Here is a 21595-nt window from a genome sequence, read left to right as displayed (position 1 = left end):
ATACGGGGCGTGAGCGGGGAAAGGACGGATGCATGAGCGCAGTGGAATCAGCGGGAAGCGGCCAGGTGGATTGCCAGGGTGTGGACACGCAGCGCCGCGGCGCGCGGCAGGTCGATACCGCGCAGCAGGTCGATACCGCGCGGGTGGAGCGGGCCGTGCGGGAACTCCTCAGCGCTATCGGTGAGGACCCGGACCGCCCCGGCCTGGTGGATACCCCCGCGCGGGTAGCCCGCGCCTGCGCCGAAATTTTTTCCGGGGTGGGCAAGGATCCCGACGCGGTGCTCGACGCCCAATTCGCGGAGGACTTCCACGAAATGGTGGTGGTACGGGATATCACCTTCTATTCCATGTGCGAACACCACCTGCTGCCCTTCTTCGGGGCGGCCCATATCGTCTATATTCCCGGGGCGGAAGGGAAAGTCACCGGCCTATCCAAACTGGCCCGACTGGTGGAAGGCTACGCGCGCCGCCCCCAGGTGCAAGAGCGCCTGACCACCCAGATTGCCAATGCGCTGCGTGACCGTTTGGGCGCGGCCGGAGTGCTCGTAGTGGTGGAAGCCGAACATATGTGCATGACCATGCGCGGGGTGCGCAATTCCGGTTCGCGTACCGTCACCTCGGCGGTGCGCGGCATGCTACGCAAACCGAGCACCCGCGCCGAAGCCATGAGTCTCATCGAACGGGGAGCCTAAAATGCCAACACCACAACCGGAAGCAACCGCAAACACATACACGGCCGCGAATACCCCGGCGCCCGCGCCGCTGCGCGATCCGGAACTCCTGGGGGGACCCCGCACCCGCGTCATGGGAATCCTCAACGTCACCCCCGATTCTTTTTCCGACGGCGGACGCTGGGCCACGGTCGATACCGCCATCGCCCACGGCCATGAACTCATCGCCGCCGGGGCAGATATCATCGACATCGGCGGGGAATCCACCCGCCCGGGAGCCACCCTCCTCAGCCCCGCGGAAGAATGGGAGCGCATCGGGCCGGTGGTACGCGAACTAGCCGCGCATATCCCCATCTCGGTCGATACCTACCACGCCGAAACCGCGGCGCGAGCCTGCGCGGCCGGCGCCCGCATTATCAACGACGTGACCGGCGGGCGCGCAGACAGCTCCATGTGGGAAACCGTGGCCGAATCCGGGGCCTACTATGTGCTCCAGCACGGGCGCGGCGACGCACAAACCATGAATTCCCTGGCCGGCTATCGCGCTATCGGCCGCGAAGTCAGCACGGAAGTCCTTGAGCGCGTGGCGGGCGCCGTTGCCGCCGGAATTGCCCCCACCCGGATCATCATCGACCCGGGCTTCGGCTTCGCAAAAATGGGCGACGACGATTGGCGCTTGGCGGCCCATATTGACGAATTCCTGTGGGCCGGCATGCCGGTCCTCATCGGAGTTTCCCGCAAACGCTTCCTCGCCGAAGTAACCCCGGAAGGCCTACCTGCCAGCGGGCGAGACGGCGCCACCGCGGCACTGAGCACCTATTTCGCCGAAAAAGGCGTGTGGGCGGTGCGGGTCCACGACGTCGCATCATCGCGGATCGCGGTGGATACCGTGGCGAAACTGCGCGAATGCGGACTGGTATCCACCTCCCAACCCGGAGTGGCCCGCCCCGAAAACGCGGGAGCTGTGGAGGCCGCGCGGTCATGATGGGACTACCCCCGCGTATTCACGATGCCCTCGCCATGCTCGGATGCTGCCTGGATACCGTGAGCATCACCGGCGTGGAAGTATCCGCCCGGCACGGCGTCTACGCGGAAGAACGCGAAGCCGATCACCCTTTTATTTTCGACATCGCAGCCCTCGTGGACACCAGCGCGGCAGGCCACGCAGATGACCTCGCGGCCACCATCTCCTACGCGGATCTGGCAGAGGACGCCCGCACGGTCGGGGAAAGTGCTCCCGTGAGCTTGCTTGAAACACTGGGGGAGCGGGTAGCCAGCCGGGTCCTCGCGCGCGGGGCCCTGGCGGTGGAAGTTACCGTGCACAAACCCGAAGCCCCCGTGCCGGGCCGCTTCGCGGACGCTCGGGTGACCGTGCGGCGCCTGGCAGCTATTGCGCGCGGGGGAACCATGCGGGAGATGGTGATCGGGATGGGCGCGAATCTGGGGGAACGCGAAGAAACATTGCGTGCTGCCCTCACCCAGATTGCCGCGCTCCCCGTTCATATTGACGCGGTCTCCTCATTTCATAGCACCGCGCCCGTGCTTGCCCCCGGGCAGGAGCCGCAACCCGATTACCTCAACGCGGTACTGCGCCTGACCACCGAGCTGGCTCCCCTTGAGGTGCTGGCCGCCCTCCGCGCTATTGAGGCGAGGGCCGGGCGCCAGCGCCGCATCCACTGGGGGGCCCGCACCCTCGACCTCGATATCGAATGGGTGGAAGGAGTGCGCAGCACCAACCCGTTTCTCACCTTGCCCCACCCGCGTGCCCATAGCCGTGCATTCGTGATGGAACCCTGGCAAGAAATCGATCCGGATGCCACCGCAAAACTGGAACGCGCCCGGCTAAGCGAGCACGCGGGTGCCGGCGGCGGCGTCGGCCCCGATACGGGCGGCCGCTGTGCGTAATCTACGAGCCTTCCTGGGGTGGGGCGCGGCCGGTGCCTTAGCGGGTGAAGCGCTGCGGCGCCTCCTCGCCGCGCAACCGGTCGCGGTGCCCGCCTTCGCCGGGCTGCCACTACTCCTCATCGCCGCGGTGCTGCTCTGGTACGGCTGGCGGGTGCGGCGCCTACGCCGTGGGCGTGCTGAATCCCTTTCGCGGCTGGCCGCGCTGCGGGTGGCAGCAGGCGCGGCAGCGGGGCTGCGCAGCGGCGCACTCCTGGCCGGTGCCGGGGGAGTGCTCGCGATCATGAGTGCGCTGGGCTCCACCTCCTTTACCCGGGCGAGTGCGCGGGCCTGGGGGATCCTCACCGCCGCGGCGCTGGTGCTCGCGGTGGTCGGGTGGATCGTGGATACCTGGTGCCGTATTGAGCGGCGGTAGCGGGGCGTCGGATTCATTGCGCCGCGGCAAGCGCGGGTGTTTTTCCGGGCCAATTTTTATGTCGTAGCCCTTTGGTAGCGTTAAGCCATGGTGACTACCCCTCTTGATCCTGGGCGGAACTACCGCGCGGTGTCGCGCAAACTCTTCACGGTGCGGTGGATTATCGCCGCGTGCTTCTGGCTCGTGCTCCTCATCGCGCTCGCGGTGGCCGGATTTATTGCGCGCCCCGAACCGCTCGCTTATTATGCGCCCCTGCTGGGGCTGCCCATCCTCGGTTTCCTCATTCACCTGCGCATCGTGTCCCGGCAGGTGAATCACCTCGGTTACGCCATGGATGATATTGCGCTGCGCCTGTGCCGCGGGATTATGTTCCGCCGCATTGACGTGGTGCCCTACGGGCGTATCCAAACGGTGGATGTGCAATCCGGGCCGCTGCTGCGCCGCTTCGGGCTCGCGAAAGTCACCCTCCACACCGCCTCCATGGAAACGGATGCGGTCATCACCGGCCTGCCTACCGCGGAAGCGGATGAGGTGCGCGAACGTCTCCTTCACCTCGGCGTAGCCGAAATGGAAGGGGTCTAAATGGCGGGCACCGAAATATCCCAGGAAGCGGGAAGTGCGCTGCCCGCAGCTCCGGGCGCGTTACCGATTGCGCCCGGAGTGAGTAGCACCGCGATCTCGGGCACCTGGCAGCCGGTCTCGAAATGGACGCCGTGGAGTTCGCTGCTCTCGTTGTGGTTCTTCGTGCTGGTCGCGGGTGGCTGGATTATTATTCAACGCCTGGAGGATACCGATTCGCCCGGAATAGTCTGGCGTGATGTTGTTTATCTGCTGCGTTCCTTCTGGCTGATCGCGGTGGGTATCGCGGTGGTAGTCACCCTCGTGACCGGGATCATCGCGGCCATCCAATGGCGGCATATGGCCTGGATGTTCGATGCGTCCGGGGTGCATATGCGCAGCGGTGTGCTGTTCAAACAGCACCGCCACGTGCGCTGGGATCGTATCCAAAGCGTGGATGTCACCCAAAAACTCCTCGCGCGGTTGGTGCGCCAAGCCAGCCTCACTATTACCTCCGGTGGAGAAAAAGTAGAGATAGGGTGGTTGGCGCTGCCCCACGCTGAAAAACTGCGGCCCCTCGTGCTCTCGCTCGCGGATAAAATGCGCAGCGGGGATAGCTCGGAAGTTCCCGATCTTGCCACGGTGAGCGCTCCGGAAGTGCGCCCGCACCTGTATGCTATGTCCGCGCGGCGGTTCCTCGCCTCCCTCGTGCTGTCCCCGCGAATCTTCCTCGCTATTATCACGGTGGCCGGATCGGTCACCACCTATCTGCTTACCGATGAAGGCGGCTCCTTCGCCCTCCTCTTCCTCATCATCGCGCTGATATGGCAGCCCGTGAGCTCCCTGCAAGCCAATTGGGGAGCCCGCATCTCACCCACGGCCGAAGGCGTGGAAAAACAAGAAGGGCTCCTATCCCGGCGCACCCTCGGGTTACCTTCCTATCGCGTCCACGCGCTGGCCTTCAAAAAACCGAATTTGTGGCCCGGATGGTGGAAAGTAGAAAGCTGCGTTATTTCCGGCTCGATTTCCGAAGCGATGGAAGCAGCCAAGACCGCGAATGATGCCCTGGTCCCGGTAGGAACGGTCGAGGATGTCCTCGCCGTTGCGCGTGAACTCGGCTTCGCGAAAGACGCCGACGCTGACGTGCTTCCCGAGGCCGATGCCGCATCCGAGGCTACTACCGCTGCCGCTAGTGGCGCCGATGCTGCTGGAACTGCCGATGCTTTGGCGCGCCCACCTCACACCGGGGTGCCCAGCCTGGTCCAGCTACGCAGCTATCTTCTTGATGACAGTGCCCTCCCCGGATTCATTCCCAACCCGCGCTCCTCACGCTGGTTGGATCCCATCGGGTGGAAACGCTCGGGTATTTTCGTGGGGGAGGATGTCATTATTATGCGGCACGGCTGGTTCTGGTACCGCAAAGTAACAATTTTGCTGCGCGAACACTATCAATCCGCCATTATCAGCCAGGGCCCGCTTGAGCGCCGCTTCCAGCTCGGCACCCTGCGCTGGGCAACCGTGGGGCTTTCGGTAGATGCCCACGCCAAACACATGGATGCTGCTACCGCCAGCCGTGTCCTCACCGCCACCGTCTGCGAACGCGGGAACGGCCCACGCGGCTGGCACCCCGAATTACCTCCGACCGGGCCCACCGCGCCATCAGCCGTGCGGCCCTCCGCGCAGCCAGCGGCACCCACTCAGCCGGGCGCGCCTACGGCGCCGTCGTACCCCCAAGGGAATGACAATAGTCCCGGGTCGGGCCGCAGCCAGGTTCCTGAAAGTGATTTCGGCCCGATACAAGAGTGAAACACGTCGCGTAGCCGCACTTTTACATTTTTCTACATCTAGGATTATTCCCATGCTTAATATCTACGGCCCGGGTGGTATTGGTGGGCTCATCGCGGGAGTTCTCGCGCACAACGGTCAAAAAGTCGCGGTTGTTGCTACTGAGCGCACCGCAGATGTTATTAACCGCAACGGAATTATCATTAAATCCAAGCGGTTCGGTAATTTCACCGCGCAGGTGCCGGCAATAACCAGCCCGGCCCGCGGCAGTGAAATCCTCCTGTGCACCAAGGCATACACCCTCCCCAGCATCGAAAAGTCGATTCGCTCGGCCCGCCCCAAAGAAGTGGGGGCGCTCTTCAACGGCTTCGATCATGCTCGTGCCATCCACACCCTCACCGAAGGGGAATCCTGGTCCGGCTCCGTCTACACCATCAGCGAACGCACCGCGCCCGGAGTTATCGAACACACCTCCCAATTCCTCAAAGTGGAAATGCCCGATACCGCCATGGACGGCGAAATCGCGCGCGTACTCCTCAACGGTGGAATTGACGTGTTCTTCCGCGGCACCGAAAACCAGGTACTGTGGCGCAAACTCCGCAACCAATGCGCCATGGCCCTGCTGACCGGCGCCACCGGGCTACCCATCGGCCGCGCCATGGAACGCGCCCCGGAACTCACCGACGCGATGTGCACCGAACTGGCCCGCATCGCCACCATGGAGAAAGTTCCCACCCGCCCCGCGGAAATCCACGCGTGGCTGCGCCGCCTCGCGCCCGATGCACACTCCTCGCTCTCCCGCGACCTGCGTGACGGCAACCGCACCGAAATCCACTCCCTGGGCACCGCGGTCCTCGAAGAAGCCGCCCGCCTCGGAGTCCCCGCGCCGGCCATCACCGCCGCGCTCTCCGCCATCGACGATCGGTTGCGGGGCCGCAAGTGACACCGGGCCGGATGACCATAGGGATCATCTCGGCCGGAAAAGTCGGAAGCGTCCTCGGCGCAGCCCTGCGGGCCGCCGGCCACACCATCATCGGTGCGGTGGCCCGCAGCAGCGCCAGCCGCGAACGCCTCGACGCACTCCTCCCCGGAGTACCCGCGCGCGAAACCAAAGACCTCCTCGCCCGCGCAGACCTCATCCTCCTCGCTTTGCCCGACGCCGCCCTGCCCGGCGTCGTGGAACACGCCGCCGGGCAGGGATGGTGGCGCCCCGGCCAGCTCGTCATCCATACCAGCGCGCGCTTTGGCACGGGCGTACTCCGGGATGCGGCCGCCGCCGGTGCACTCACCCTCGCCCTCCACCCGGCCCTCACCTTCACCGGGACCTCCCTCGATATGCGCCAACTCATCGGCGCCACCTGGGCAGTCACCAGCTCCGCGCCGCTCCTCCCCATCGGCATGGCCCTCGTGAGCGAACTCGGGGGAGAACCCTCCGTCCTCGCCGAAGAAAACCGCGGACTCTACGCTGCCGCCCTCACCCACGCCTCCCGGCACACCGCACTCCTCGCCGGCCAGGTCCAGCGCATGCTCGCCGCCGCCGGCCTGGACAGCACCTACGCCCGCGGACTCCAAGAACAAGCACTCGCCATGGCCGATGCCGGTATCGAACTTATTGACCCGCCAGCTAGCGGCGTCGTCGCCGAAAAAAATGAAGACGCACCCGCCGCAAGCGCTAGCACCCCGGACGATATCGCCGCGGTGGAAGCCCTGGCAGCAACCGGGAATTATCCTGATATTCCGCCTGTCTATCGGGTGATACGGGCCGCGTCACGTGACCGGGCGGCGCGGCGTCGTCTACCATGACCATGTGAGTGAATTTCTTGATAGTGAAACCCCGGAACAGATGCGTATCCGGCTGGACAAGCGCGCCCGCCTGCTCGCGGAAGGAACCGAAGCCTACCCGGCCGAACTTCCTATCACCGCCACCATCCCGGAGATCCGGGAACAATACAGTGATATCGAAGCTGGTGAAGAACTAACCGAGACCTCGGTGGGCATCGCCGGGCGTGTCATGCTTTCCCGTACCGGCGGCAAAATTGCTTTCGCCACCCTCCAAGACGGGCGCGGCAACCGCCTCCAGGTGATTCTCTCCCTCGCGCACGTGGGCGAAGAACGCCTGGCCGCCTACAAACAGGATGTTGACCTGGGCGATTTCATTTTCGTGTCCGGGCACGTGGGGGCCTCCAAGCGCGGCGAACTTTCCGTTTTCGCCCACGAATGGCAGATGGCCTCCAAGGCCCTGCGCCCGCTGCCGAAGATTTACCAGAACGAAGCCGGCGAAGACGTTGCCCTCAACGAAGAATCGCGGGTGCGGATGCGCCACCTCGACCTCATCACCCGCCCGGCCGCCCGTGATATGGTGCGGCTGCGCGCCGGGGTCATGAAATCGCTGCGCGCCAATTTTGACCGCCGCAGCTACGTGGAAATCGAAACCCCGATCCTCCAGCCCATCCACGGCGGCGCCGCGGCCCGGCCCTTCCAAACGCATATTAATGCCTACGATGAGGACCTCTACCTGCGCATTGCCACCGAGCTCTACCTCAAGCGCGCGGTGGTGGGCGGCGTGGATCGCGTCTTCGAAATCGGGCGGAACTTCCGCAACGAAGGCGCCGATTCCACCCACTCCCCGGAATTCACTGCCCTGGAGGCCTACCAGGCCTACGCCACCTACGATACGATGGCCGAACTTACCCGGGACCTCGTCCAGCGGGCCTGCCTGGATACCCTGGGCACCACCACCGTCACCCTGAATGACGGCACCGAATATGATCTGGGCGGCGAATGGCAGAAACTTGATTTGTACGAATCGGTTTCCGCGGCCGTGGGTGAAGAAATCACCGTGGATACCCCGCGCGAACGCCTCGAAGCCCTCGCGGAAGCCCGCGATATCGCGATCGCGCCCTTCTGGGTGAACGGCAAAATCGTGGAAGAACTCTTCGAAGAACTGTGCGGGGACCAGCTCTACGCACCCACCTTCGTGTACGACTTCCCCGAGGACACCTCCCCGCTCACCCGCCCGCACCGCACCAAGAAGGGCCTGACCGAAAAGTGGGACCTGTACGTGCGGGGCATGGAACTGGGCACCGCCTACTCCGAGCTGGCCGACCCGGTTATCCAGCGCGAACGTCTCACCCAGCAATCCATCGAAGCCGCCAACGGCGATCCGGAAGCCATGCAGCTGGACGAAGACTTCCTCGCCGCCATGGAACAGGGCTTCCCGCCCACCGGTGGCATGGGCATGGGCATCGACCGCCTCCTCACCGCCATGACCGGCCTGGGGATCCGTGAAACGATCACCTTCCCCTTCATTAAACCCGGGAAGTAACCCGGCCCGAAAACAATTTTTCGGTACGACGACGCCCGCGCCGCGGAGGCTCAGCCCCCGCGGCGCGGTTGCGTATCTGGCGGAAGGTAAGTTGCCAACTAAAAGAAACGTGATGAATTTTCCTATTTATTTTTCGGCCTCTTCACGGTAATCTTCCAAGTAGTTCGGTGCCACGCCCGGCTTCCCGAATCCTATTTCCCGTGTGCAAAGGTGCCCGTCCATGAAGAAAACTGACACCATTTTCCAGGTCATCAAGCTCCTGCTCGGCCTCGTCATCGCCGCAGCCCTCGTCAAGTTCGCATTTTTCCCGAACCAACGCACCTCCACGGAACTCGTGGCCCAGGGGGATTTCACCATCCCCACCGTGGTGGCTATGCCGGGGGATATCGATAATTCCCTCACGCTCGATGCCACCGTCATGCGCAATCCGGCCACTCCCGTGCGGGCCACCGCCAACGGCACCGTGGACGTGGTCGATGTCAAAGCGGGCGCCGTCGTCAATGAAGGTGACCGGCTGCTGCGGATCCGCCACGAAGAAGAAAAAACCACCGCCGCCACCGTGGAAACTTTTGAGGACGGCACCGAAGTGGAAGTGCCCGGCGAACCCTATATCGAAGTGAGTTACGTAAATGTGCTTGCCCCGGTGAGCGGCACCGTGGCGGTGGATGTGCTCGTGGGCCAGCCGGTCTCCATCGGGGAAAGCATCGGCTCGATCACCCCGGCCACCTACCACGCCCGGGTGAGCGTGAAACCCGAACAGCTCTATTCGCTCGCCTCGCTGCCGCCGGCCGGGCAACTCGCGGTTACGAACGGCCCGGCGCCTTTCGACTGCACCAATCTGCGCACGGTCACGGAAAAAACCGGCGCGGGCGCGGGTCTGGGCGCTAAAGAAGCCGAGGCGCGCGGCCTGGATGGGGTGTCTGGAAGCGTGCAACCCGCCCTCATCTGCGATATTCCCGCCGAACAGCAGGTCTATGACGGTTCGGCCGCGAAACTCACCATTCCGGGGAGCAATACCACCGGGGTGCTCACGGTACCGGTGAGTGCGGTGGAAGGGCGCTTCCGCGAGGGCGTGGTCTACCTGCCCGCGGCGGACGGCGCGCAACCCACCAAACGCACCGTGCAACTCGGGGTCACGGACGGGCGCCAGATCCAAATCACCGGCGGACTGGAAGAAGGCGAAGAAATCCTCCAGTACGTGCCGAGCGCGCAGCCCACGCCCGACCCGATGATGGGGATGTGATGTTAGAGCTTGAGCAGGTGACCCGCACCGTCACCCTCCCGAACGGCCGCCCGCTGCCGATCCTGCGCGGGGTGGACCTGCGCATCGAGCGCGGGGAGTACGTGGCGATTATGGGCCAGTCCGGAACGGGGAAATCCACCCTCCTCAATATCATCGGGATGCTCGACCTGCCCGATACCGGCTCCTACCGTTTTGAGGGCCGCGACGTGGCGGACTTGAGCGAATCGGCGCGCGCCCACCTGCGCGGCTCCCTTTTCGGTTTCGTTTTCCAGCAGTTCAATCTTTTCCGCGGCCGCACCGCCGTGCAAAACGTCGAAGTTCCCCTGCTGTATTCGGATACCGCCACTATTTTTCGACGCCGCAGCTTAGCTGCCCAGATGTTGGATCGGGTGGGATTAGGGGACCGCCTGGATGCGATGCCCTCCCAGCTCTCGGGCGGGGAACAGCAGCGGGTGGCCCTCGCCCGGGCGCTCGTGCGCCGCCCCCAGGTGCTCCTCGCGGATGAACCAACCGGCGCCCTCGACGTGGATACCGCGGGGCGGGTCATGGATCTTATGGAAAGCATGGCGCGGGAAAATAACGCCACTTTCATTATGATCACCCACGATCCGAAAGTGGCCGCCCGCGCGGATCGCCGTTTCACCATCCACGATGGGCTCGTCTGGCCGGAGGAAAAATGACACGCATTTTCGGGGCTGTTCTCGAAGCCTGGGAAGAAATTCGAGTGGATCGCGGGCGAGTTATCCTCTCCCTCGTGGGGGTGGCGGCCGCGGTATGGGCAATGGCAACCGTGCTCGCCCTGGGCCAGCTCATTAGCGCCGCCGGGGAACACCAGCTCGCCCAATGGGAGGGCAAACCCGGCACCGTCAATATCGGGGTGTATAACACCGGCGGGGAGGGCGGCGCTGACCCGTACGCCAACCCTTATGCCGATCCTTACGCGAATCCCGTGGCTCCGCCCACCGGCGCGCAGCTCGGCACCCTAGCCGGCGCCCAAGCCAGCGAGGATGTTTTCGGCACCACCGTGGCCGAATACATGGAGAAGGCCGGTGCGAATTATTGGACGCGCTCGCGTACCTCCTATGTCTCCCTCGCCTTCCCGCCGGTGCTACCCGGAGCGGGTGGCGCCGGTGATATTCAGGACCTGGAGGGGTGGGAATCTGAAAGCATGGCCGGGGCGGAAGCCAGCGGCGAGATGGAAAGCGCCGGCGAGCTGGAAAGCGGCGGCGCGGTAGAAGGTGCCGAACCGGTGGGGGATGGTTCTGCCAGTACCGAGTTCGGTGAAGGCGGCGGCCCCGGATTCGGGATGATGGAACCGAATTACGAAATGCTCGCCGTGGACCCGGCCTACGGCCCGCTCTTCGATGTGCAGCTCACCCGCGGGCGGTGGCTCACCGAAGCGGATGGCGAGCGCCTCATGAACCCCGCCGTCGTCAATGAAATGCTCTACAAGGAAATGGGCGAGCCTTCGCTGGCCAGCTACCCGCAGATCGCGCTATCCGGACCCACCGGGGTGCGGATGACGGTAGTCGGGGTGGTCGCGGACCGCTCGCGCTGGGATAGCCCGCGCCTGCACGTGCCCTACCAGAGCATGGCCGCCGCCGCGATGGCTCAGCTTTCCCCTATGAATTCCTCCACCGTTTCGGTGCTGGTGCCGCGCGGGGAAGAAGCGGAAGCCCAGAAGGTCCTCGTTTCCGTACTCCAGGGCCGCCTGGGGAAGAACTACCAGGTGGAAGGCCAGTTCATCGAAAGTCAGATGCGCGGCCAGGAATCCACCGAACGCCAGGTCACCGCGATTATCGCGGCCATTGGCGGGATCGTGATCCTGGTGGGCGCCCTGGGCCTTCTCACCGTTTCCATCGTCACGATGAAGCAGCGGGTGCGGGAAATGGGGATCCGCCGCGCGATGGGCGCCTCCGCGCGCCGTATCTTCACCTCGGTATTCCTGGAATCCGTGGTGGCGACGACGGCGGCCGGTTTCATCGGGGTCATCGCCTCGATTATCACCATCCGCACCGCGCCCCTAGCCCGGTGGCTCGACCTGCCCTTCTCGGTGGATAGCGTGGGATACCCGGTCCTGGCCGCCTTTATTGGCCTGGCGATCTCCGCCGGAGTGGGCGCACTTTGCGGAATTATCCCGGCCACCATGGCGCTGCGCATCAAACCGATTGACGCCATCCGCTTCTAGGTGGGAGCGCGGAGAGTTAGGCTAAAGCCATGAAAGTACTGCTCCCCAATAGCTTTGACCTCTCCCTCCCGCCCGAAGCGGGCGTCACCTGGGTGACCTTCGATGTGAACGCACCCATCCCGGAAGAATACCGCGATGCCGAAGCCCTCGTGGTCTGGCTCGATCCGAATGCGACCGAACACGTGGCCCAGCTTCCCCAACTCAAACTCATCCAGGGCATGATGGCCGGCGCGGAAAGCTTGCACGCCACCAACCCGCCCGCCGGAGTCATCCTCGCCACCGCGAACGGCCTGCATGACGCTACCGTATCCGAACACGCCATCGCGCTCGCGCTCTACCTGGTGCGCGACCTGCGCGTCGCCACCGAAGAACAGCACAACCACCGCTGGTCCCGCGATCGCATCTTCTTCACCGAGCTGCGCCCGGGCGGGCGCCTGACCAGCCTGCTCGGCGCGAACGTCACTATCTGGGGCTACGGGCATATCGGGCGCCACCTGGCCGGGATGCTCAAAGTTTTCGGGGCGCAGGTGCGCGGCCTGGCCACCTCCCGGCGCACCGAAGGTGATATTGAGGTGTACGACGGCGCCAACCTCGCCCAGCGCGATGGCATCCTGGCCGATACCGATGTCCTCATTCTCATCCTCCCCGCCACCGAGGCCACCGCCAACGTGGTGGATGCGAGCGTCTTTGCGGCCCTGCCCAGTCGCGCCGTCGTCGTTAATGTGGGGCGCGGAAAAACGGTGAACGAAGAAGACCTGGCCACCGCGCTGCGCGAAGGAAAAATCGCGGGCGCCGGCCTGGACGTAACCGCCACCGAGCCGCTCCCCGCGGATTCACCGCTGTGGGATCTGGCCACGATTATTACCCCGCATACCGCCGGCGGGCGGCCCGTGGGTGCCGAAGAGCTTATCCTCGCCAATGTGCGGGCGCTGCGCGATGGAGGGGAGTTTATCAACCGCGAAGCCTAAGCGCGGAACGAAGCCTCTAGCGGCCGCGATTCCGCACCCAACCACCCGCCCGGGACTACCACCCTGCGGCAATAGTGCGCTACACTCCTTAAACTGACATACAGTTCAGCTCAAGGAGGAGTAGTGATGTCATCGAGTGACGATAAGCGGCCGGCCACGCCCGCCGCGGAATCCGAGGACACCAGCGCGCAATTCGCCGCCGCGCACCCGGACACTTTCGCGCAGTACCTCAGGCGGCGCGGCATGGTGTTCTTCGTGGCCTACCTCGGCTACGTATGCGCGTACCTGGTCCGCAATAATTTCAAACTCCGCTCCGAAGCCCTGCGCCTGGAGAACGACTGGAGCCTGCCGCAAATCGGCCTGGTGCTCACCATGTTCACCATCACCTACGGCTTCGGGAAATTCTTCATGGGGATGCTGTCCGACCGTGTTTCCCTGCGCCGCATTTTCGCCGGCTGCCTGGGGCTTTCCGCGGTGCTCTGCGTTGCCATCGGTTTTACCACGAACTTCTACCTGCTCGCGGTGCTCATGTTCCTGCTCGGCTGCGCGCAGGGGGCGCTCGCGCCTTCGTCCATGGCGATGATCGCGAATTGGTACCCGAATAAAACCCGCGGTTCCGGTATCGCGATCTGGAATACCTCGCAGAACCTGGGCGGGGCGCTGCTGCCCCTCATGATCACCTGGCTGCTGGCCCTGGGCGGACCCAGCGGCGGCGCGATTGCCTTCTGGGGCCCGGGCCTGGTGGTCTTCGGCCTCTCGATCTTCTTCTGGAAGTACGGCGGGGACCGCCCCGAAGCTGAAGGCATGCCCACCCTGCGCCAAATCTACGGGAAGGCCGGCGAACCGAATACCGACGAAACCCCCGACGAAAGCTACTGGCATATCCTGGTGCGTTTCGTTTTCACCTCCCCGCTGGTCCTCACCGTGGCCTTCATCAACGCCGCGCTCTACTTCCTGCGTTTCGGGGTGCTCAACTGGATGCCGGCCTTCCTCGGCACCGAAATGGGCTTCACGGAAGCGCAGTACTCCACGGCTTTCTCGGTGCTGGAATGGATCGCGATTCCCGGTTCCTTCCTCTTCGCCTGGATTTCCGTCAAGCTCCCCAACCGCCAGTCTGTGGTGGGCTTCCTCGGCTTGCTGTGCCTGGCCGGCCTCATCTGGGTCTACATGGGCAACGACAATTACGTGGTGCTCCTTATCGTTTCCGGGCTTATGGGCGCGCTGATTTACGGCCCGCAGCTCATCGTCAATATCCTCACCCTCAACTTCGTTCCGCTCAAAGCGGCCGGAGTGGCGGTCGGTTTCGTGGGGCTCTTCGGCTACATCGTCGGCGAAATGGGCGCGAACCTCATTATGCCGATCCTCGCCGAGCGCTTCTCCTGGGCGGCCTCCTTCACGCTGCTCGCCGGCATCGCGGTGGCGGCCGGGGTTATGTACCTTTCGCTCTCGCGGCGCGAACAGGCTGTGGTGCAGGCCTAATAGTTGCCGCAGCATAATGTACGACGACGCCGGCGCGGGGCCCGAGGATTCGGGCCCCGCGCGGGTGTGCTGGCGGCCAGCTAGCGGCGTCGTCGTTCTTAATACCGCAGGCTGCGCATTTCCGGGCCGCGCAGGCTCGCGTAACCGGCCGCGCAGATGAGGGCGGTGAGGGCGAGGCTGGTGTAGGCCACCGTCCAGCCGTAGCCGGTGACCAGGTGGGGGATGAGGAAATTCGCGAGGGTTTCGCCGGCGAGGTAGCCGGCCGCGCCCACCACCCCGGTGGCAGCCCCCGCCACATTATCGGGAACCAGGGAGAGGGTGAGCATATTAATACTCACCTGAGGTCCGTAAATGAGGGCACCGAGCAGCAGCGCGCCGGCCGCCGAAGAACTGCTAAAAGCCAGGTGGGGCCAGGCGGCGAGTGCCACGGCCAGGGCCAGCATCGCTTTCATGGCGGCCGACGAAGCCCGGTTGGGGTAGCGTGCCGCGTAGGCCCCGAAGGCGAAAGAGGCCGGAATCGCCGCCAATTCCGCGCCGGCCAGCGCGATTTCGCCGTCGCGCCCGGTGGTGTGGGCGGCGGCGAAAATAACCACCCAGTTGATGACCCCGAAACGAATGCAATACAGCAGCGTATTAATGCCGACTAGGGTGAGGATCCAGCGGTTGGTGAGCACCGCCCGCACTACCGTGGGCCAGTAGCCGTCCGCGCGGGTGCTCAGCTGCGGGGTGCCGGCCGGGCCGAATAGCATGGTGAGGGTGGGTAGGCCCTGGCGCCAGGGGCGGTCCGCGCCGGTGCGGTAAGCCCAGATGCCCACCGCGACAGTGGCCAGGCCCGGGATGAGGAAAATATGGAAATGGGCCAGGCTCCAGCCGGTGAACGCCCCGGCCAGCAGCGGGAGGAGCGCGGCGCCCAGGTTTTGGGAGGTATTCCAGATCGCCACCCGCGAACCGCGCGAAGAATTGGGGTACCAGGCCCCCAGGAGGACCAGGGCGGCCGGGGCGAGGGCCGATTGCACCAGCCCGTTCGCGAAGGTCAGGGCCGCGATAGCTTGAGGGGAGCTGGGGAAGCCGGTGAGGATGCACAGGATTCCGGAAATAATGAGTGCCCCGCCGAAGAGCCGGCGCAGGGAGACGCGGTCGGCCACCATGCCGAAAATGATTTTCCCGAACCCGTAGGCGAGGGTGAAGGCGCTGAGCACGAAACCGACCTGGTAGAGGGACCAGCCTTCTTCCTCCACGAAGCGGGCGGAGACTACTTTGAGGTTATTGCGGGTGGTGTAGGCGAATACATAGCCGATATAGACAACGAGGAAGACGTGGGCGCGCCAGCGGTAATAATCCGGGGCGGGGGTGCAGCCCGGTGGGAACCGCGTGGCGGCCATAACCCCTCCTTTCGTGCGTGCGGCGCGCGGGCGTAAAATCACAGTGGAAACTGACAGTCAGTTTACCTAGGATAAGGCGGGAGCGGGTACTCACCCAGCTCGTTATCCCGCGGAGGAAAGGAGTGCTCATGGCTCGCCGGCTTGCCGATGATCTGGCTGACCACCTGCGTGAACGCATCCTTTCCGGAAATATTGCGCCGGGGGAGCGCCTGGCCGAAGCCGCGATCGCGGAGGAATACTCGGTGGCGCGTTCCACCGCCCGCATCGCGGTGGAATCCTTGATTGCGGACGGTTTGGTCGAGCGCGAAGCACGTAAACACCCGCGGGTGGTCACCGTGGACGGCTCGGAAATCCCGGAGATCGTGGCGCTGCTGGAGATTAGTGAATCCCTGGCGCTGGCGCGGATTATGGCCGGCCATCCGGATCTGCGCCCGCTGCGCGCGGCCCGTGGGGAGCAACCCAGCCGGGTGCTCCACACCCTCGTGGAGGTCTCCGGCTCGAAGCGCCTGGAAGCACTCCACCGCCCGCTCACCTTCCACACCATGCTGTACGCGGCCAGCCGGGCGGAGGCCAGCAGCGCTGATGCCAGCCGCATCGGGGCAGCCCGCGCCGGTGCCGGCCGCACAAACTCTAGCCGCGCCGATGCCAGCCACATAGATAGCGCGCTGGAGCAAGCGCAGGAACAACTCATTGACGCTGTTTTGCTGGGGCAGGAGAGCGCCTGGGAGGCACTGCGTGCCTTACAGCGGGCACGCCAGGCCCGGCTCGGGGTGGACGCGGGCGCGGTGCTCTCGCATGCCGGCGGCGTCACCCCGCAAAAGGCAAGGTAGGCTGGCCGGCCACCGGCCCGTCCATCCACCACAGCGCCCCGGCGCCCCGCGAATCGTCATTTTCGCGCGAGACGGTCACGAAAACATCCTTACCGTCCGCCCCGCCCAGGGTCACCGCGGTGGTCCCGGTTACCGGGAGCTGGTATTCCTGCACGATCTGCCCGCTCGGATCGAGGACCCGGATGATGCCGGCCCGGTTGAGGGCCACCCACACATTCCCTTCGCTGTCGACGGTCAGCCCGTCCGGGCTCGCACCTTCCACGCGGTGGAAGTCGCTGCGGTGCTGAAGTGCGCCTGCGTCGTCGACCTCAAAAACAGAAATCGCGCGCGTGGAGGTGTCGATGTAGTAGGCACGGGTGCGGTCGGGCGAAAAACCGATGCCGTTCGAAGTGGTGACATCGTTCAAAATCACGCTGACCTCGAGGGTGGGGGAGATGCGGTAGAGGCGCGCGGTGCCGCGGGTGGTGGCGTCGCGGGTGTAGGGCATGGAACCTGCGTAGAGGTAGCCCCACGGGTCCGCGGTGCCTTCGTTCATGCGGTAGGCGGGGCTGTTCCACAGGGTTGCGGCCGGGCGCGGGGCGGCCGTGGCGGTATCGGCCAAGGCCAGCCCGCGTTCGGTGGCGACGACGTAACCTCCGCCAGTGCGCGGGCGCACAAATGCCGCGATTTTCGAGCCGGTGGCCAGGCGATCCACTCCGCCGTCGCTCCGCAGGGTGAGCAGGTCGCCGGCCAGCATATCCACGAAACGCAGCCCGCCCCAGCTTTCCGACCACACCGGGCCTTCGGCGTGGAAAGCAACAGCGTCGGTAATTTGTTCAAAAGCCATGCTCTCCAGGGTAGGCCAGTGCGCCCGGGCTGGCTAGCTGTACGGCGGGCGCGCCGGCGGGCTAGTTGCAGAGCAGGCGCCCCGGTTGGCGAGCCGCAGCGCCCGCGTCCGTTTACGCGGTGATGAAGCTCAGCACCCCGCTCGCGGCCAGCACGACGACGAGGGTCAGCAGGGCGAGCAACCCGAGCGAATAGGCAGCTCCGCGGCGCAGCAGTTCCGGTTCGCTGCCCGGGGCGCGTACCGCGGTGGCCGCAATCGCGAGGTTTTGCGGGCTGACGATTTTCCCGAGCCCGCCCCCGAGCTGGTTGGCAGCCAGGAGGAGATGCGGGTCGATGCCGGCCCCGGCGGCCGCGGTGGCTTGCAGGTTCCCGAAGAGCGCTGCCGAGGAAGTGGCCGATCCGGTGACCGCGGTGCCGATCCACCCGAGGAAGGCGGAAAGCGCCGCGAAAGCAGTGCCGGCCAAGGCCATGAAGGCCCCGATGGCCTGGGTTTGACCGGAGAAATTCATGACGTAGGCGAGGGCCATAATGGTGGCAATCGTTCCCACGGTCACGGCCAGGTTTGCCACGGTGGCCCCCAGGGTGGCCAGGCCGGTGCGGAAGGAATAGGGGTAGCGCCCGCCGGAGGAACACCGCGCGTACACCGCGGTGACCACCACTCCGGTGAGGAAGAGCATCGTCCCCGGGGAGGAGAGCCAGTTGAAAGTGAAGGTGGTGGTGGACAGGGCGTTACCGGCCTGGTCCACCAGGTGCCCGTGCAGGCCGGGCCAGCCGAAGCTGATATCGGTTTGGGCCAGGAATTCGATGCGGCGCGGGGCGGCGGCTCCGGCCGCTCCTCCCGCGCCGCCCGGGCCGGCGGTGCCCGGAACGGTAACCCGCCACAATTTGGTGACCGCGAGGACCACCACAACCAGCAGGTAGGGGAGCAGGCCCAGGAATACCCGGCTGGCGGAGATTTTCTCACCCGCGGGGGCGCTGGCGAATTCGGCCGGGGTGTGGGCCGGGCGCCAGCGGGTGAGCAGCACGGCGGTGAGCGCGAAGGAAAGAAGGGAGGCGATCACAGCGATGAGTTCGTGAGAAATGAAATTCGAGGCGATCACATGCCCGGCCACCATACCGATTCCGGCGGTGAGGGCCACCGGCCAGGTGTCTTTCACCCCGCGTTTGCCGTCCACGATAAAAACGAGGAGGAGGGGCACGCCCACGGCCACCACCGGGATAATCCGCCCGGCTACCGCGGCCACGTCCATGGGATCGGCCACCCCGCCCATGCGGGCCACGGTGGTGAGGGGGATACCCATGGCACCTAGGGCCACGTTGATGCCGTTGCCCACCATGGTGGCCAGCGCGGCCTTGACCGGGGGCAGGCCGATGGCCAGCAGCATGGCGCAGCTAATGGCCACCGGCGCGCCAAATCCGGCCAGCCCTTCGATGAGGCCGCAGAAAATAAAGCCGATGAGGATGGTCTGCACGCACATATCCCCGCGGCCCAGCGCCGCGAAAACCGCCTGGACGTCCTTACTACGCCCCGAACTTTCGGTGAGGTTGTAGAGCCACACCGCCATAATCACGATGTAGCAGATGGGGAAAAGCCCGAATGCCGCGCCTTGCAGGGCGGAGAGTCCGGCCAGGTCCGCCGGCATCCCGAAGCCGGTGACGGCGATGGCCAGGGCCAGGCCGAGGGAAATAAGGGAACACCAGTGCGTGGCAATGGAGAACACTCCGAGGAGCACGAAGAACACCAGGAGCGGAAGCGCCGCCAGGAGTGCGGAAAGCCACAGCTGGCCGCCGACCGCATCGGGCGCGGGCGTGAAGGTGGTGCCGGTGAGGAGAGAGGTATTCGCGAGGAGGGTTTTATTCGTGAGGACTGTGGAAAGCTGGCTCGGCACGGCGAGCAGCGCGGGGCTACAAGGCATTCCTTCATCGTACCGGGGCGGTTCGGGCCTTTATGATGACTTTATGTCTAGCTCGGACGTGAGATTATCGGCCTCGACGCGGGCGGCCCTGGCGCAGGACGCCCGGCCCGCCCTCCCGCATCACGGGCACGGGGAGCCCGCCGCCATGCAGGCGCGTTACGAAGCCGAGCACCGCTGGTGGAATGAGGGCGGGCCGCAGGTTGCGTGGCGTGCGGATACGCTTCCGACCCGGCACGGCCCGGTTCCGGTGCGTGTCTATTCGTCCGGGCAGGTTGCGCGGCTCGCGGGGTGCGGTTCGCTTTCGGCCACCGAATTAGGTACGACGGCGCAGTTCCCTGCAGGTGCCGCCCGGCCCATTATCGTGTATCTGCACGGCGGGAGTTACTGCGTGGGCAGCTCGGCTACTCATGACCGCCTCATACGCGAGCTTGCCGCCGCCACCGGCGCCGCGGTGGTGAGTGTGGATTACACTTTAGCGCCCGGGGCGCGCTACCCGCGCATATCCGAGGAATGCGAGGACACGGTCATCGAGCTGGCCCGCCGCTTTCCCAACTGTCCTATCGTGCTGGCGGGGGATTCTTGCGGGGCAACCCTGAGCTTAGGGACTTGGTGGCGGCTCGCACGGGGGCCGGTTGCCGAGCGGATAGCCGCGCTTGTTTTGTACTACGGCGAATACGGCCTGCCCGCTCCTCCCGCTGCCAACGCAGCCACTGCCGCTTGCGAATCGCTGGGCAAGCCCGCATGCAATACGGATGCTATGAGCGATATTGATACCGCCGATGGAATGAGCCCCGCGGATCGCGCCTACTACGACTCCCTCTATTTTTCTTCGCCCACCGAGCGGGCCACGGCCCCGGATACCGCGCTACTGCGCACCGAGCTGCGCGGCTGCCCGCCCGTTTTACTCGCGGTGGGGGAGTGCGATCCGCTGCTGGCCGATAGCCAGGCGCTGGCCACGTACCTCGAGGCGAGCGAGGTGCGCGTACGCCTCGAGGTTATCCCCGGGGTGATGCACGCTTTTCTCCAGCGAGTGCGGCTCCTGCCCGAAGCCGCCCGCGTCATCGCGGATACCGCGGTATTTCTAGCTGGCGTTCTGGGATACTCCGGTGTCCACGCTCTCAGCGATAGGTAGGTGGTAGCGGCCGTCGCTTTCCTGAGCAAGCCCGTCCTCTAGGAGTGAGGCGAGTGCGGGAGCGAATCGCTCTTCACTCAGGTGACTACCGTGCAGTAAGTCCGGACGGGCGCATCCGCCGCGGCGCTTGCGCAAGACCGCCATGATTTTTCCCCGAGCTTCGCGCTGGGTCCCGGTGAATTTCTGGGTGGTGCGCGGGGCGGCATTCTTTGGTTTCCCGGCAGATAACCAGCGGCACTCAGCGCGCAGCGGGCACCCCGAACAGGCAGGTTCACGCGCCGTACAGACCAGGGCGCCCAGCTCCATGAGGGCCGCGTTCCAGCGTGCCGCGCCCGGGCCATCCGCGGGAACAAGCGCAGCGGCCCGCTCGCGTTCCCGAACTGTTTGATGGGCGGGCGGCAAAGCGGCGCCGTCGTATACCCGAGCGAGGACCCGGCGAATATTCGTATCGAGGACGACCGAGCGTTCCTGGAAGGCGAAGGCGAGGAGCGCGTCGGCCGTATAGGGGCCGATGCCGGGTAGAGCGAGGAGTTCCTCGCGGGTGCGCGGGACGCGGCCGCCGTGCCGTTCCACCAGGGCAATAGCGCATTCACGCAGGCGCAGGGCTCGGCGCGGGTAACCGAGCCTGTCCCACATAATGAGCACGTCCGCGGGTGTGGCTGCGGCGAGGTCGGCCGGGGTGGGCCAGCGTTCCAGCCAGGCCCGCCAGGCGGGCGCGACCCGGGCGACGGGGGTTTGTTGGCTCATCACTTCGCATACCAGGATTGCCCACGGGGAGGTGCCGGGCGCGCGCCACGGTAGTGGCCGCGCTGCGCCGTCGTACCACCTTAAAAGATTCTTGAGCATTATCTGTAGTGTGCCGGAAACGCGGGCATTATGCACGTTTTGGTACCGTGGATCCGTGAAAGAAACGGGCGGAGAGCGCCGCGCGCATAAGCGGCCCACGGGTGGTGCGCCGCGGCGTGGCCGCGAGCGG

Annotated in this window: 20 protein-coding genes; 16 read left to right on the top strand and 4 right to left on the bottom strand. The window is 65.3% G+C overall.

Annotated elements, in window-relative coordinates; translation table 11 throughout:
* Positions 1 to 32: 32 nt before the first annotated feature.
* From folE to QP305_RS04730, 14 genes are all read left to right on the top strand, one after another.
* A complete protein-coding gene (folE, locus tag QP305_RS04795) occupies positions 33 to 692 on the top strand; it encodes a GTP cyclohydrolase I FolE (protein WP_284904260.1) in 660 nt (219 codons plus the stop codon).
* 1 nt (position 693) lies between these two features.
* Positions 694 to 1656: a dihydropteroate synthase gene (gene folP, locus QP305_RS04790; RefSeq protein WP_284904259.1), complete on the top strand. Its 963-nt coding sequence runs from the start codon at positions 694 to 696 to the stop codon at positions 1654 to 1656.
* Positions 1653 to 2576: a 2-amino-4-hydroxy-6-hydroxymethyldihydropteridine diphosphokinase gene (folK, locus tag QP305_RS04785; RefSeq protein ID WP_284904257.1), complete on the top strand. Its 924-nt coding sequence runs from the start codon at positions 1653 to 1655 to the stop codon at positions 2574 to 2576. Before folP ends, folK begins: the two co-directional genes overlap by 4 nt.
* Entirely contained in the window at positions 2569 to 2988 is a 420-nt protein-coding gene (locus tag QP305_RS04780; RefSeq protein WP_087069941.1) for a DUF3180 family protein, read from the top strand. The genes folK and QP305_RS04780 overlap by 8 nt, the downstream gene beginning before the upstream one ends.
* An 87-nt stretch (positions 2989 to 3075) precedes the next feature.
* Positions 3076 to 3570, top strand: a complete 495-nt coding sequence (locus tag QP305_RS04775; RefSeq protein WP_284904256.1) for a PH domain-containing protein — start codon at positions 3076 to 3078, stop codon at positions 3568 to 3570.
* The gene (locus tag QP305_RS04770) at positions 3571 to 5352 is read left to right on the top strand and encodes a PH domain-containing protein (protein ID WP_284904254.1); all 1782 of its coding nucleotides are present in this window, start codon (positions 3571 to 3573) and stop codon (positions 5350 to 5352) included.
* 52 nt (positions 5353 to 5404) lie between these two features.
* A complete protein-coding gene (locus tag QP305_RS04765; RefSeq protein WP_026428660.1) occupies positions 5405 to 6274 on the top strand; it encodes a ketopantoate reductase family protein in 870 nt (289 codons plus the stop codon).
* Between the two features lie 11 nt (positions 6275 to 6285).
* Positions 6286 to 7134 (top strand): Rossmann-like and DUF2520 domain-containing protein, encoded by an 849-nt coding sequence (locus QP305_RS04760; protein WP_284904252.1) that lies wholly within the window; start codon positions 6286 to 6288, stop codon positions 7132 to 7134.
* Positions 7135 to 7174: 40 nt separating this feature from the next.
* Entirely contained in the window at positions 7175 to 8656 is a 1482-nt protein-coding gene (lysS, locus tag QP305_RS04755) for a lysine--tRNA ligase (protein WP_284904313.1), read from the top strand.
* 220 nt (positions 8657 to 8876) lie between these two features.
* Positions 8877 to 9899, top strand: a complete 1023-nt coding sequence (locus QP305_RS04750; protein WP_284904251.1) for an efflux RND transporter periplasmic adaptor subunit — start codon at positions 8877 to 8879, stop codon at positions 9897 to 9899.
* Positions 9899 to 10579 (top strand): ABC transporter ATP-binding protein, encoded by a 681-nt coding sequence (locus tag QP305_RS04745; protein ID WP_035276747.1) that lies wholly within the window; start codon positions 9899 to 9901, stop codon positions 10577 to 10579. The genes QP305_RS04750 and QP305_RS04745 overlap by 1 nt, the downstream gene beginning before the upstream one ends.
* On the top strand, positions 10576 to 12087 hold the full coding sequence (locus QP305_RS04740; RefSeq protein ID WP_284904250.1) for an ABC transporter permease: 1512 nt from the start codon (positions 10576 to 10578) through the stop codon (positions 12085 to 12087). The genes QP305_RS04745 and QP305_RS04740 overlap by 4 nt, the downstream gene beginning before the upstream one ends.
* Before the next feature lie 29 nt (positions 12088 to 12116).
* Positions 12117 to 13055 carry an NAD(P)-dependent oxidoreductase gene (locus QP305_RS04735; protein ID WP_284904249.1) on the top strand — a complete coding sequence of 313 codons (939 nt, stop codon included), beginning with the start codon at positions 12117 to 12119 and terminating at the stop codon, positions 13053 to 13055.
* Positions 13056 to 13181: 126 nt separating this feature from the next.
* Complete coding sequence (locus QP305_RS04730) at positions 13182 to 14534, top strand: MFS transporter (protein WP_087069933.1); 1353 nt, start codon at positions 13182 to 13184, stop codon at positions 14532 to 14534.
* 98 nt (positions 14535 to 14632) lie between these two features.
* On the opposite strand, the gene QP305_RS04725 is transcribed toward QP305_RS04730, so the two are convergent.
* On the bottom strand, positions 14633 to 15916 hold the full coding sequence (locus tag QP305_RS04725; RefSeq protein WP_284904247.1) for an MFS transporter: 1284 nt from the start codon (positions 15914 to 15916) through the stop codon (positions 14633 to 14635).
* A 128-nt stretch (positions 15917 to 16044) separates the two neighbouring features.
* Between QP305_RS04725 and QP305_RS04720 the strand changes: the two genes are divergently transcribed.
* Positions 16045 to 16746 carry a GntR family transcriptional regulator gene (locus tag QP305_RS04720; protein WP_284904245.1) on the top strand — a complete coding sequence of 234 codons (702 nt, stop codon included), beginning with the start codon at positions 16045 to 16047 and terminating at the stop codon, positions 16744 to 16746.
* On the opposite strand, the gene QP305_RS04715 is transcribed toward QP305_RS04720, so the two are convergent.
* Positions 16724 to 17572 (bottom strand): SMP-30/gluconolactonase/LRE family protein, encoded by an 849-nt coding sequence (locus QP305_RS04715; protein WP_284904243.1) that lies wholly within the window; start codon positions 17570 to 17572, stop codon positions 16724 to 16726. The genes QP305_RS04720 and QP305_RS04715 overlap by 23 nt on opposite strands.
* A 112-nt stretch (positions 17573 to 17684) precedes the next feature.
* Positions 17685 to 19487 (bottom strand): L-lactate permease, encoded by a 1803-nt coding sequence (locus QP305_RS04710; protein ID WP_284904242.1) that lies wholly within the window; start codon positions 19485 to 19487, stop codon positions 17685 to 17687.
* Positions 19488 to 19530: 43 nt separating this feature from the next.
* Between QP305_RS04710 and QP305_RS04705 the strand changes: the two genes are divergently transcribed.
* Positions 19531 to 20619, top strand: a complete 1089-nt coding sequence (locus QP305_RS04705) for an alpha/beta hydrolase fold domain-containing protein (protein WP_284904240.1) — start codon at positions 19531 to 19533, stop codon at positions 20617 to 20619.
* Here the strand turns inward: QP305_RS04705 and QP305_RS04700 are convergent.
* A complete protein-coding gene (locus tag QP305_RS04700) occupies positions 20569 to 21465 on the bottom strand; it encodes an A/G-specific adenine glycosylase (protein ID WP_284904239.1) in 897 nt (298 codons plus the stop codon). The two genes, QP305_RS04705 and QP305_RS04700, sit on opposite strands and share 51 nt — an antisense overlap.
* Between the last annotated feature and the right edge of the window lie 130 nt (positions 21466 to 21595).

Source organism: Actinotignum timonense (genome assembly GCF_030216305.1).
Taxonomy (GTDB): Bacteria; Actinomycetota; Actinomycetes; order Actinomycetales; family Actinomycetaceae; genus Actinotignum; species Actinotignum timonense_A.
The sequence above is the reverse complement of the archived record's forward strand: the minus strand, read 5'-3'. Positions and strand labels throughout refer to the sequence as shown.

Excerpts from the sequence above, each read along its gene's own strand:
- folE (WP_284904260.1), top strand. The coding sequence starts at position 33 with ATGAGCGCAGTGGAATCAGCGGGAAGCGGCCAGGTGGATTGCCAGGGT.
- folP (WP_284904259.1), top strand. The coding sequence starts at position 694 with ATGCCAACACCACAACCGGAAGCAACCGCAAACACATACACGGCCGCG.
- folK (WP_284904257.1), top strand. The coding sequence starts at position 1,653 with ATGATGGGACTACCCCCGCGTATTCACGATGCCCTCGCCATGCTCGGA.
- QP305_RS04775 (WP_284904256.1), top strand. The coding sequence starts at position 3,076 with ATGGTGACTACCCCTCTTGATCCTGGGCGGAACTACCGCGCGGTGTCG.
- QP305_RS04770 (WP_284904254.1), top strand. The coding sequence starts at position 3,571 with ATGGCGGGCACCGAAATATCCCAGGAAGCGGGAAGTGCGCTGCCCGCA.
- QP305_RS04765 (WP_026428660.1), top strand. The coding sequence starts at position 5,405 with ATGCTTAATATCTACGGCCCGGGTGGTATTGGTGGGCTCATCGCGGGA.
- QP305_RS04760 (WP_284904252.1), top strand. The coding sequence starts at position 6,286 with ATGACCATAGGGATCATCTCGGCCGGAAAAGTCGGAAGCGTCCTCGGC.
- lysS (WP_284904313.1), top strand. The coding sequence starts at position 7,175 with ATGCGTATCCGGCTGGACAAGCGCGCCCGCCTGCTCGCGGAAGGAACC.
- QP305_RS04750 (WP_284904251.1), top strand. The coding sequence starts at position 8,877 with ATGAAGAAAACTGACACCATTTTCCAGGTCATCAAGCTCCTGCTCGGC.
- QP305_RS04745 (WP_035276747.1), top strand. The coding sequence starts at position 9,899 with ATGTTAGAGCTTGAGCAGGTGACCCGCACCGTCACCCTCCCGAACGGC.
- QP305_RS04740 (WP_284904250.1), top strand. The coding sequence starts at position 10,576 with ATGACACGCATTTTCGGGGCTGTTCTCGAAGCCTGGGAAGAAATTCGA.
- QP305_RS04735 (WP_284904249.1), top strand. The coding sequence starts at position 12,117 with ATGAAAGTACTGCTCCCCAATAGCTTTGACCTCTCCCTCCCGCCCGAA.
- QP305_RS04730 (WP_087069933.1), top strand. The coding sequence starts at position 13,182 with ATGTCATCGAGTGACGATAAGCGGCCGGCCACGCCCGCCGCGGAATCC.
- QP305_RS04725 (WP_284904247.1), bottom strand. The coding sequence starts at position 15,916 with ATGGCCGCCACGCGGTTCCCACCGGGCTGCACCCCCGCCCCGGATTAT.
- QP305_RS04720 (WP_284904245.1), top strand. The coding sequence starts at position 16,045 with ATGGCTCGCCGGCTTGCCGATGATCTGGCTGACCACCTGCGTGAACGC.
- QP305_RS04715 (WP_284904243.1), bottom strand. The coding sequence starts at position 17,572 with ATGGCTTTTGAACAAATTACCGACGCTGTTGCTTTCCACGCCGAAGGC.
- QP305_RS04710 (WP_284904242.1), bottom strand. The coding sequence starts at position 19,487 with ATGCCTTGTAGCCCCGCGCTGCTCGCCGTGCCGAGCCAGCTTTCCACA.
- QP305_RS04705 (WP_284904240.1), top strand. The coding sequence starts at position 19,531 with ATGTCTAGCTCGGACGTGAGATTATCGGCCTCGACGCGGGCGGCCCTG.
- QP305_RS04700 (WP_284904239.1), bottom strand. The coding sequence starts at position 21,465 with ATGCTCAAGAATCTTTTAAGGTGGTACGACGGCGCAGCGCGGCCACTA.